At 32.1% G+C, this 12,025-nt stretch carries 9 protein-coding genes and 1 tRNA gene; 6 read left to right on the top strand and 4 right to left on the bottom strand.

The annotated features are described in order from the left end of the window. Positions 1-405 precede the first annotated feature (405 nt). On the top strand, positions 406-2,247 hold the full coding sequence (gene asnB, locus GXK57_RS25640) for an asparagine synthase (glutamine-hydrolyzing) (protein WP_160680860.1): 1,842 nt from the start codon (positions 406-408) through the stop codon (positions 2,245-2,247). A gap of 117 nt (positions 2,248-2,364) precedes the next feature. Here asnB and GXK57_RS25635 read toward each other — a convergent pair whose 3' ends face one another. Further along, a complete protein-coding gene (locus GXK57_RS25635; protein WP_160680859.1) occupies positions 2,365-3,708 on the bottom strand; it encodes a TldD/PmbA family protein in 1,344 nt (447 codons plus the stop codon). 13 nt (positions 3,709-3,721) lie between these two features. Next, positions 3,722-5,107, bottom strand: coding sequence for a TldD/PmbA family protein (locus GXK57_RS25630; protein ID WP_160680858.1), 1,386 nt, complete (start codon positions 5,105-5,107; stop codon positions 3,722-3,724). A gap of 300 nt (positions 5,108-5,407) precedes the next feature. Between GXK57_RS25630 and GXK57_RS25625 the strand changes: the two genes are divergently transcribed. Continuing rightward, complete coding sequence (locus GXK57_RS25625; RefSeq protein WP_160680857.1) at positions 5,408-5,881, top strand: PTS glucose transporter subunit IIA; 474 nt, start codon at positions 5,408-5,410, stop codon at positions 5,879-5,881. 148 nt (positions 5,882-6,029) lie between these two features. On the opposite strand, the gene GXK57_RS25620 is transcribed toward GXK57_RS25625, so the two are convergent. Beyond that, on the bottom strand, positions 6,030-6,959 hold the full coding sequence (locus tag GXK57_RS25620; protein WP_160680856.1) for a phosphate/phosphite/phosphonate ABC transporter substrate-binding protein: 930 nt from the start codon (positions 6,957-6,959) through the stop codon (positions 6,030-6,032). A 382-nt stretch (positions 6,960-7,341) separates the two neighbouring features. On the opposite strand from GXK57_RS25620, the gene phnC reads away from it, so the two are divergent. The 4 genes from phnC to GXK57_RS25600 all read left to right on the top strand — a co-directional run bounded on the left by phnC (position 7,342) and on the right by GXK57_RS25600 (position 11,457). Next, positions 7,342-8,100, top strand: a complete 759-nt coding sequence (gene phnC, locus GXK57_RS25615; RefSeq protein WP_160680855.1) for a phosphonate ABC transporter ATP-binding protein — start codon at positions 7,342-7,344, stop codon at positions 8,098-8,100. Between the two features lie 11 nt (positions 8,101-8,111). After that, positions 8,112-8,891 (top strand): phosphonate ABC transporter, permease protein PhnE, encoded by a 780-nt coding sequence (phnE, locus tag GXK57_RS25610; RefSeq protein ID WP_160680854.1) that lies wholly within the window; start codon positions 8,112-8,114, stop codon positions 8,889-8,891. Next, positions 8,888-9,679: a phosphonate ABC transporter, permease protein PhnE gene (gene phnE / locus GXK57_RS25605; protein WP_160680853.1), complete on the top strand. Its 792-nt coding sequence runs from the start codon at positions 8,888-8,890 to the stop codon at positions 9,677-9,679. Before phnE (GXK57_RS25610) ends, phnE (GXK57_RS25605) begins: the two co-directional genes overlap by 4 nt. A gap of 200 nt (positions 9,680-9,879) precedes the next feature. Next, positions 9,880-11,457 carry a bifunctional UDP-sugar hydrolase/5'-nucleotidase gene (locus GXK57_RS25600; protein ID WP_160680852.1) on the top strand — a complete coding sequence of 526 codons (1,578 nt, stop codon included), beginning with the start codon at positions 9,880-9,882 and terminating at the stop codon, positions 11,455-11,457. A gap of 439 nt (positions 11,458-11,896) precedes the next feature. Here GXK57_RS25600 and GXK57_RS25595 read toward each other — a convergent pair. Next, a tRNA-Lys gene (locus GXK57_RS25595) sits at positions 11,897-11,972 on the bottom strand. Positions 11,973-12,025 lie beyond the last annotated feature (53 nt).

Below are 12,025 nucleotides of genomic sequence, written 5' to 3'. Positions count from 1 at the left end.
TGCTGCATTTCTGACAGCTTTTATATCTTACCACCGTAAGATTTCTTTGTCAACACATTTTCAAAACTTCTTTTTAATTAGTTTTAATTGTTGTGCTTTGTGTTTGCCGCGTTTGTTTCAGCGACATAAACTATGATAACATATCATATAATACAAAAGATTAATTAATTTCCCGTCTGTCTAATATACTTGTCCAATAATATATATTACTTCATATTTCAACATAATTCACCAATTGATACACCTGGCACTGTTATCCTTACTTTTAAGTTAATTTCATACATAAATAGCTTTTTATACAGTAGATTACATTCATAATTTTTATCAATCTCAATAACTGTAGGTAACTAATAACAACTTTTAAACATATTATAAAAAATAATACTATTTATGAAGGTGATAATTTTGTGTGGAATTGCTGGTTGGGTAAACTTTAAAGATGATATTTCTAAACAGCACCATGTAATAGAAGCTATGACTGATACCTTAAAATTAAGAGGCCCTGACAGCTTTGGATATTATAAAATCAATAATGTTATGTTTGGTCATAGAAGATTAGTAGTTGTAGACCCAGAGGGTGGAAAACAACCCATGATCAAAACAATAGAAAATAACAAATATACTTTAATATATAATGGAGAATTATATAACACAGAAGATTTAAGAACTGAGTTACTGAATAAGGGTTTCAAATTCGACTCTTACTCTGACACAGAAGTTTTACTTACTTCATATATTTGTTGGGGAATTGATTGCATTTCTAAATTAAACGGAATATTTGCATTTGCAATATATGATGAAAAAGAAAACAGAGTATTCTTAGCCAGAGATCCTTTAGGAGTAAAACCTCTGTTTTATAGTATAAAAGGAGATTCATTTATCTTTGGTTCAGAGATAAAAACTCTACTAGCTCACCCCTATATAGACCCAGTAGTAGATAAAGATGGACTAACTGAAATATTCGCTTTAGGTCCTGCTACTTCGCCCGGAAGCGGCATATATAAGGATATAAAAGAGATAGCTCCAGCTAACTATGTTATAGTAAGTCCAGAAGGGATAAAGATAAAAGAGTATTGGAAGGTATCTGCAGAGGATTTTACCGAAACAGAAGAGCAAGCTTCTGAACATCTGAGATCACTTCTGGTAGATGCTATAAAAAGACAATTAGTTGGCGATGTTCCACTTTGTACTTTCTTATCTGGAGGGCTTGATTCCTCTGCTATATCTGCAATAGCAGCTAAAGAATACAACTATAAAGGAAAAACTCTAACAACTTACTCTATAGATTATGAAGACAATGAAAAGTATTTTAAATCCTCTTTGTTCCAACCTACATCTGATCAATATTGGGCTTTAGAAATGGCAAAATTCATTAGTAGTAAACATGAAACTGTAACTTTAGATCACAAAAACCTAATAGACGCTCTAAAAGATGCGGTAATAGCTAGGGATCTTCCTGGAATGGCAGATATAGACTCGTCTTTATATTTGTTTTCAAAAGAAATACGAAAAGAATTCGTTATTGCACTATCAGGTGAGTGTGCAGATGAGTTATTCGGAGGTTACCCATGGTATACTCATGAAGAGCTTATAAATGCACCAACTTTTCCATGGTCAAGATTCGTAACAGATAGAAAATCACTTCTATCTGATGAATTAAAATCTTTACCTATAGAAGATAAAACACAACAAGAATACCTAGATACTCTAAGACAGGTGCCTCATTTAGATAATGAAGACAAACTAGATTTTAGGATGAGAGAACTATTCTACTTAAATATTAAGTGGTTTATGGTTAATCTTTTGAATAGAAAAGATAGAATGAGTATGTCAAATAGTCTTGAAGTCAGGGTTCCTTTTGCTGATTATCGTCTAGTACAATACGCCTTTAATTTACCTCAAAAAATTAAATTTGCTGACAACAGAGAAAAAGGTCTATTAAGAAAATCTTTAAAAGGAATATTGCCTGATGAGATAGTTTATAGAAAAAAGAGCCCTTATCCAAAGACCCATAATCCAATATATACAGCTTTAGTTTGTAATTCAATGACTGAAATATTAAATGATAAGTCTTCTCCTATATTAAACTTAATAGATAAGAAAAAAATTCAGGAGATAGTATCTACAAAGGGAGAATCTTATAAAACCCCTTGGTACGGCCAACTTATGACTGGCCCCCAACTAATTGCTTACTTGATTCAATTAAATATATGGTTAAAAGAATATAATGTTCAGCTTCAGTTCTAATCAATTGCAAAACTACAATTTTAAAAAAGCCACTGAATCAATGTTCAGTGGCTTTCCTAATCTAATTTTTCTAACCTTATAGTAGAAAGTTTTCCAATATACTATATACCTATTCAATTATAGACCTGCTATTGATAGCTCCCTTACTATAACTGAAGGACTCGCTGTATTGGAATAGTAAAAATCCATATCATCGCCAACCGCTTCTATAGCCTTTAGTAATTCAAAAAAGTTTCCAGCTAAAGTTATTTGATCGATAGCTTCACATAGCTTTCCATTCCTTATAACTCTGCCATTTGCTGCAAGTGAAAAATCACCAGTTATAGCATTTGCACCAGAATGCATTCCTTGTAGATCAGTTATATATATACCATCATTTACATCAACTATTAATTCAGCTAAACTCTTTATACCCTTTTCCAAATACAAATTTGTAGCCGAAACATTAACCGGAGATGAAAAGGAAGCTTTCGACGCATTCCCTGTACTCTTTACATTATCCTTATATGAAGTTTTCAGATTATGAAGCAAAGTTCTAAGTTTACCTTTTTCTATTATCGATTTCTTATAGGTTGGAACTCCTTCATCATCAAAAGGTGTAGAGTAAGGTCCTTTATCCAAGTGTGGGTCATCAACAATTGTCACAACGTCAGATGCAACTATTTCTCCTTCTTTCTTGCTAAGTAAAGATAAGCCTTTCTGAGCATTATCAGCATAAAAAACGCCTTGGAACGTTGAAAGTATTGTTGCCATCATATAGTTTGACATAAGTATTTTATACTTTCCAGACTTTATAGATTTAGATCCAACTTTTGAAATTGCATTATCTGAAGTCTCTTTGGCTATCTTATCAAGATCCAATTGATCCATGCTAGTTTTTATTTTTAAAGACATACTATCTTTCATTCCATCTCCGTCTTTAGTAACAGCAGCAACATATGCTAAAACAGTAGTTTTCTTATGTCTTAAGTCTAATCCTTTAGAATTTATTATAGCTACTTCAGATTTACTAGTATCTACTTCACACTCCGCCACTTTCTCGATTAGGTCACTAGTGCCTTTTGTTTTCTGCTCTAATGCTAAAGCTAGATCTATTTGTTCAGTAGGAGTCAGTTCATCAATATCTTTACTATAACTATGAACCTCTTCATATTGAGAAGCTCCACCATATATAAAGTCCTTGTCTTCATTTTCTATTAGTTTAGCATTTTCCTTAGCTTTTTCTACCATCATACTCGCTGAGGCCTCATCAAGACTTTCACTATAGGAATACCCCATCCTTCCATTTATGACACCTCTAAAGCTTACTCCACTAGTATTACTCAGTCCATAGTCGTCTACTTCACTATCAAATATCTTTATATCTAAGCTTTCTTTACTTGAGTAATAAATTTCATACTCAGAAAAATTAGCCTCTTCAGCTTTATTAAATATTAAATTGCTAAAAGCTTTTATATCCATGCTAAGTCCCTCCTTATCTTCCACCAACAGTCATTTGTTTTACTCTTATTAGTGGTTGACCTACATTGGTTGGTACAGACCCACTTATGGAACCGCACATACCTTGACCGTGATCAAGGTTTTGGCCAACCATATCTATGTTCATTAATATGTCAGATCCTTTTCCTATTAGACTTCCACCTCTTACAGCTTCTGATATCTTACCATTTCTTATTAAATAACCCTCAGCTACGGCGAAGTTAAAATCTCCTGTAATAGGATTAACTGAACCTCCGCCCATCTTTTTTGCATATAATCCGTATTCTATCGATTTAATTATATCTTCATTTTTATCATCGCCGTTTGCAATATAAGTATTTGTCATTCTAGATGTAGGTGCATATTTATAAGACTCTCTTCTACCACTACCTGTAGGTTCCATCTTCATTCTTCTAGCATTTAACTTATCCACCATATATGACTTTAATATTCCATTTTCTATAAGCACCTTCTTTTTTGTTTCTATTCCTTCATCATCTATATTTAGAGATCCCCAAAGATTTGGCAATGTACCATCATCTATAGCAGTTACTTTTGTAGATGCAATCTGTTGACCTATCTTATTACAAAATACAGAATTGCCCTTCGCAACAGATGTAGCTTCAAGTGAATGACCACAAGCCTCATGGAATATAACTCCTCCAAAACCATTCTCTATGGCAACCATCATTTTACCAGCTGGACAATAATTAGCATGAAGCATAGTAACAGCCGCTTCACTAGCCTTCTTTCCATAGTGCTCTACATTAATAGTATCAAACATTTCAAATCCCATCATTCTACCAGGATTTTCTCCACCTAATTGATTTTCAACACCATTACTTGCTACCGATCTTATACCTAGCCTTGTCCATATTCTCCTATCTTGTGTATATAAACCTTCACTATTAGCTATAAATACCTTTTGATCCTTATCCATATATGTTACAGAAACTTGACTTATTTCATTGTTATAACTCTTAGCAGAATTATAAGCCTCTCTCATCTTTCCAATCTTCCTTGAACTCTCTATAGATGCAGGCACATACACTATAGGGTGTATATTATTATTAATTCTTTCGTAAAGGTTCAAATTTATATCTAGTTCATCATTAATTTCTCCAAGAGCATATGCAGCTTTTTTAGCAACATTGATCAAGCTCGATAAACTACTTTCATTTGTATACGCATAAACGCTTCTGAATCCTTTAAATATTCTTATTCCTATACCATAATCTCTACCAGAAACAATATTATCAACCTTCCCATCTGTCAATATAATATTGTTATTTATTGTATCTTCAACAAAGATCTCAGCAAAGTCCCCTCCACTTTTTAAAGCCTGAGATAATACCTTACTTACAACCTCTTTAGGTAACATACTCAATTCCTCCTTTTATTGTAATATAATACCATTCTATATTAATTGTATAATATTATGCAATATTCCATAAAAAATTTTTAACGTAAAGTGATTTATTATTGACAATTAACATCGTTTACAATTGACTAACCCCATTAAGTAATATATAATTATAATGATTTTTATTTTGTTAAATGAGGCATAAGTTTTCCTATAAACTTATGCCTTTTCCTATTAATATAGTGATTAGCTATTTTCATAATATTTTTGAAAGGAAGTGAATTTTTCTAACTAATACATATTAGTTAGGAGTATATTATGTTTGAATTCCTAAAAAAAGATTTAAAAGTTCTTGCACCAGTTGCAGGTACTACAATAGACTTATCAAAGGTTCCAGATGAGGTCTTTGCTAAGAAGATGGCTGGTGATGGGTTAGCTATAGAAAGCACTGGAAATGTATTCGTTGCTCCAGCTGACGGAGAGCTATCTTTGGTTTTCAAAACTAACCACGCTTTTGCCATGGAGATTGCAGGAGAAGTTGAACTTCTAGTGCACATAGGAATTGACACAGTTTCTTTAAATGGAGAAGGGTTTGAGAGATTAGTTGAACCAGGAGTTAAGGTTAAAGCTGGCACTCCAATAATAAAAATTGATAGAGACTTCATAGAGAGTAAAGGTTTTTCATTAATAACTCCTATACTAATAACAAATCCTGATGTAATAAAAGAGATGAATCCTATAATAAATAAAAGAGTAGATGCAGGAATTGATACAGTATTAACGTACAGATAGTTATGGCGGGTATTGCTGCTTTATAACTATAATATGCTGTAACAATCGTCTACCTATAACTTAAAAGTTAAACTCGAAGTAATATAACAGCTAAAAAGCCTCCTAAAATAATAATCTTAGGAGGCTTTTAACTATCTATTTGCTTAAATTACTTAGTTTCAGCTAATTTTTGATATTCTCTTACTATATCAAAGTTCTTATCATCAGACTTAACATATCCAACATGTGAATAAACTTCTGTTACAATCTTCTTTCCTTCTGGATCTTTTCCTATTTCTATGAAAGCGTTTTGTATCTTTTCTTTCCACTCAGAAGTCATATCTGGTCTTATGCTTATAGTATCGTTTGGAATTGGTTGTGTAAAGTATACTGGTTCAACTTTATCGAATATGTCAGGTACATCTTTCTTTACAGTGTTTCTTGCATCTTCAAAAACTGCAGCTGCGTCTACATCTCCATTAAGTACAGCTAATACACCCTTATCATGTCCTTTAACTCTTATGCCTTGAACATCTTTTTCTGGGTCTACTCCAGCTTTTTTCATTTCAGCTGCTGGCCATATATATCCTGCTGAGGAAGTAACATCTTGCCATGCTATCTTCTTACCCTTTAAATCAGCTAATGACTTTATGCTTGATCCCTTTTTTACAACTATCATAGCTTTATATGAATTAACAAGTTCTGTAGTATTTTCACCAGTAGGTTGTTTTATACCGTATCTTTGAGCTTGTAATAGTATTTCAGCTGCATTCTTTTCCTTAGCTAGTACATATGCTGATGGTGGTAAGAAGCCTATGTCTACTTGCTTTGAAGCCATTGCTTCTATTATAGTATTATAGCTTGTGGATACGCTTACCTTTACTGGTATACCAAGCTTGTCTGATAGTAGCTTTTCTAAAGGCTTTGCCTTAGCTTCTAAAGTTTCAGCATTTTGTGATGGAACGAATTGAACCTTTAACTCTTTTGGTGCATATCCCTTTGCAGTAGTTGAATCGTCTTTCTTAGTACTGCTACAACCAGCTAGTGCTGTCATAGCTAAAGCTGCACATACTGCAACACTTAATATTCTTCTTTTCATGGAACTTCCTCCTTAAAAATTAAAAATTAGCTTGTACTTCCAACAAATACATATAAATCATAAACTATTTTTCATTTTTTTGCAACAATGTTCGTGTTTATTTTATATGTATATTTTTACTTTTAATGGCTATATCTCATATAATGCCATGTAATATATTACAATATAATAAAATATTTATAATGTTCTATTGAAAATACTAGGTACATTATAGTATTCTAATATTGAATTTAATAGTCACCCATTGTTAAAATAAGGTTAAATTTATATTATTGGTAATTTAACTAACGGTAAAATTATTTATAATATATAATAGTGACTAATACATATCTTAATAATGTTCGTGTTTTATAAAATCATCTAGAAAAGGTTGGTAAAATTTATGATCGAGTTTAAAAATGTATCAAAAACCTATCCCAATGGAGTAATTGGTCTTAACAATGTTAACGTAACAATCAACGAAGGAGAACTAGTTGTAATCGTAGGGCTATCTGGAGCTGGAAAATCAACATTCTTAAGATCGATAAACAGGCTAAATGAAATATCTTCAGGAGAGATATTAATAAACGGAAACTCTATCACTAAGGCTAAAGGCAAGGAACTAAGAGTTTTAAGAAGAGATATAGGAATGATATTTCAAAGCTTTAATCTAGTTAAGAGATCAACTGTATTAAAAAATGTCCTAGCAGGTAGAGTTGGTTATCATTCTACTTTAAGAACTTTAATCGGAATGTTTCCTAAGGAAGATCTAGAACTAGCTTTCAAGTCACTAAAGAAGGTTGGTATAGAACAAAAGGCATATATGAGGGCGGATCAGTTATCCGGCGGTCAACAGCAAAGAGTTGCTATCGCAAGAACTCTAGCGCAACAATCAAAAGTACTTTTGGCAGACGAACCAATAGCATCCTTAGACCCTGTAACTACTATTCAAGTAATGGATGATATAGCAAGAATAAATAAAGAAATGAATATTACAACAATTGTAAATCTTCATCATGTGGATTTAGCTAAAAAGTATGCTACTAGAATCCTAGGTTTTAGAGAAGGTAAGCTAGTTTTTGATGGTCCAGTAGAAAAAGCTACAGATGAAATATTCGATTTTATATATAATGGAAAAACAGAAGAAATTTCTGAAAATTAGGGGGATAAGAAATGAAAGAGCAAACATTAAAAAAACCTTCTAATATGAAAATGTATCTTACAGTTGTTTTAATCGTTATTCTTATGGTTGCAAGCGCTAAGAAAACTGATGCTTCATTCTCACAGCTTATGAAAGGGCTTCCAGAGACAGGTAAGCTTTTTAAAGAAATGCTACCTCCAGATTGGAGCTATTTTTCTAGGATAATAGATCCTATGGCAGAAACAATAAGAATGGCTATAATAGGTACAACCATAGGAGCAATTTTGTCAATTCCTTTGGCTTTACTTTCTGCAAGAAACATATGTAAGTCAAAGATTTTGTTGTCTATATCTAGGATAATCTTAAATCTAATAAGAACTATACCAGATTTATTATTTGCAGCTATATTCGTTGCAGCTTTTGGTTTAGGGCCTCTTGCAGGTATATTTGCATTAAGCTTTTTCTCTCTAGGTCTTGTGGCAAAGCTATTATATGAATCAATTGAAGGTATAGATGATGGCCCTATGGAAGCTTTAACTGCCTGTGGAGGAAATACTCTACAGATAATTAATTTTTCTGTTATTCCTCAAATTATGCCTCAGTTTATTTCTTATGTTCTATATACCTTTGAAATTAATGTAAGAGCTGCTGCGGTTTTAGGTTTAGTAGGAGCTGGAGGAATAGGACTACAACTAGATAGTACTTTAGGATTATTTAAATATAACCAAACTTGCACTATAATTATTGCAACCTTAATTATGGTAGTTATTATTGATAATATAAGTATTAGGATCAGGGAGAAATTATTATGATAGAAAAACCTAAGTCTTTAAAAAAATCACTTTCAAAATGGCTTATAGCAATAATATTAATAGTTATATATATATGGGCATTTGCTGGAATTAAGTTTACTGGAATAAAGGCTTCTGCTGGACAAGTAGTAAGTTCTATATTTAATGGTCTATTCCATCCAGATTGGGGCTATGTATATCTGCCAGATGGTGAAGACCTTCTTAGGGGATTACTAGATACCATAGCTATAGCAATATTAGGTACTGTTGTATCAGCACTGCTATGTATCCCATTTTCCTTTTGGGCTGCTAGAAACATGAGTAAGATCAAGGCTATTAGCGGAACCGGTAAGTTTTTACTAAGTTTTATAAGAACCTTTCCTGAAATAGTAATGGCCATAATATTCATTAAAGCCGTTGGACCTGGAGCCTTTGCCGGAGTTTTAGCTTTAGGTGTTCATTCAATAGGAATGCTTGGTAAACTATATTCAGAAGGTATCGAAAATATAGATTGGGGACCATATGAGGCTCTAACATCCTGCGGTGCTAACGGACTTCAGAAATTAAAATACGCTATTATCCCCCAAGTCTTACCTGAATTCGCTTCATACTCCTTATATAGATTTGAAATTAATGTTCGTTCAGCAACAATACTAGGGATAATTGGTGCTGGAGGAATAGGAACTCCATTAATTTTTGCATTGGAAGCAAGACAATGGAATAGAGTTGGTATAATATTATTGGGTATAATAGTAATGGTTACAGCTATAGACTTTATATCAGGTAATATAAGAAAAAGACTTGTATAGCAATTTGCTTAAATACAAACCCATCAACTATATAATTAATAAAATATTTTGTTCTATTGATAAAATAATATAACTTTATATATGAACCACTTCAATCTGGACATTATTTTCTAACCTTCACTGAGTTATACAAGAGGTAATGAAAATAAAAATTCTATAGCGAAGTGGTTCATCTACATTTATAAGAAAGAGGTTGTTATATGAACATAGATAATTTAAAGCTTACGATATTGCATACTAGTGACATACATGGTAATCTACTGCCTATATATTATGGAACTAATGAACATAGAGATATAGGCCTTTGTAAATTGGCTAGTATAATAAAAAAGGAAAAAGAACAAAGTCAAAATACATTACTTATAGATTGTGGAGATGCGCTTCAAGGTTCTCCACTTATATATCATTATGCAAGAATAAACTCATCAGGAGAAAATCCTGTAATAAAATTATTTAACCACTTAGGTTATGATTCATTTACTGTTGGCAATCATGAGTTTAATTATGGAATGGAATACCTTTCACAGGCAAAAAAACATTCAAATTTCCCTTGGATTAGTTCCAATATAATTAACAAATCAAATGGCGAGCCACACTTTGGCAAACCTTATATTATAAAAGAATATATAAATGGTTTAAAAGTTGGTGTATTAGGATGTACAACAAAATATATTCCTAATTGGGAGCAACCACATATAATCAAAGATTTGGACTTTGAAGATGTTATAGATTCTCTTAACTACTGGGTTCCGAAAGTAAAAGCTGATGGAGCTGATATAGTAATAGTTGCTTATCACGGTGGATTTGAAAGAGATGTTGAAACAGGATTACCTACTGAAAACTTAACTGGTGAAAATCAGGGATATGAAATATGCGAGAAAATAAGAGATATTGATATTTTACTTACAGGCCACCAACACAGAACAATTTTCAATAGATACATAAATGACATACTAGTTTGTCAGTCTGGATTCGATGGATCTTCTATTGGAAAGATATCTCTTTCTCTAGAATTAGCAAACTCCAAATGGCACATCAATTCTGTATCAAGCGAAATGTTATACTCTAAGGATTACGATGAAGACGCTGATTGTTTAGAACTAGTTAAAGAATATGAGATAAATACTCAAGCTTGGTTAGATACTCCTATTGGAAAAATTAATGGAGATATGACAGTATCAGACCCTTTAAAAATAAGATTACAAGATAATTCTTTGATGGAATTTATAAATAAGGTTCAAATGCATTTCGGCGAGACAGATATATCACTTACTTCACTATTTGATAATAGGAGTCCTGGTTTAAAAACTAATGTTACTATGAGAGATGTTGTTTCAAACTACATCTATCCAAACACTTTAAAAGTATTAAAACTTAAGGGATCAGACATAAAGCTAGCACTTGAGAGAAGTGCCTCATACTTTGAATATATAGATGGAGAATATACTGTAAGTAAAGAATTTGCAAATCCAAAGCCACAACATTATAATTATGATATGTGGGAAGGAATTGAATATATACTCAATGTATCCAAACCTATTGGAAGCAGAGTTATATCTTTAAAATACAAAGATACTGAATTGAATATGGATATGGAATATGCCGTTGTAATGAACAATTATAGAGCATCTGGTGGTGGAGATTACTTAATGTTTAAGGATAAACCATTAGTAAAGGATATTCCTACTGATGTATCAGAGCTTATTGCCAACTACATCTTAGAACGAAAAGTCATTGATGCTACTGTTAATAATAATTGGAAAGTGATTCATGATTAATAGGTGTTCTAAGCTATTAAATCTAGTAAGTTTAGTTAGAAACTTTTTTATATTTCCTTAGATAGTAAAAAAGAATTGCTATTGATAAATTATTTAGCAGTTCTTTTTACTATTTATAAATTATCATTTTAAAACATCATTTTTTATCCACAACATTTATAAAAAACAACTTCACATTGTGGATTATATTACTTAATTGTGGATTAGTTCATCTTAAAAAATTAATCCAATTTTATTATCCACAGCTAAGGAATTTCTTTAGTGAATTTTTACATATCCAATTTCAAAATACATATAGGAAATCTTACAAGCAAATATACCTTGTTGTTTACTATATATCTTAGCGAACTGTCCTAATCAACTAATATCATCAGGCTTGTATAGCAAAAACTTTGATATTTTTTTAAACAATAAAAAACCTCTGTATAAACAGAGGTTTTGGTGGCTCACCGGGGAATCGAACCCCGGACACCATGATTAAAAGTCATGTGCTCTACCGACTGAGCTAGTGAACCACATTTACCTAGCGACCACTTACTCTCCCACACAGTCGCCCATGCAGTACCAT

Origin of the sequence: Clostridium sp. C8-1-8, assembly GCF_009928445.1 — a bacterium.
GTDB lineage: Bacteria > Bacillota > Clostridia > Clostridiales > Clostridiaceae > Clostridium_AR.
The sequence above is the reverse complement of the archived record's forward strand: the minus strand, read 5'-3'. Positions and strand labels throughout refer to the sequence as shown.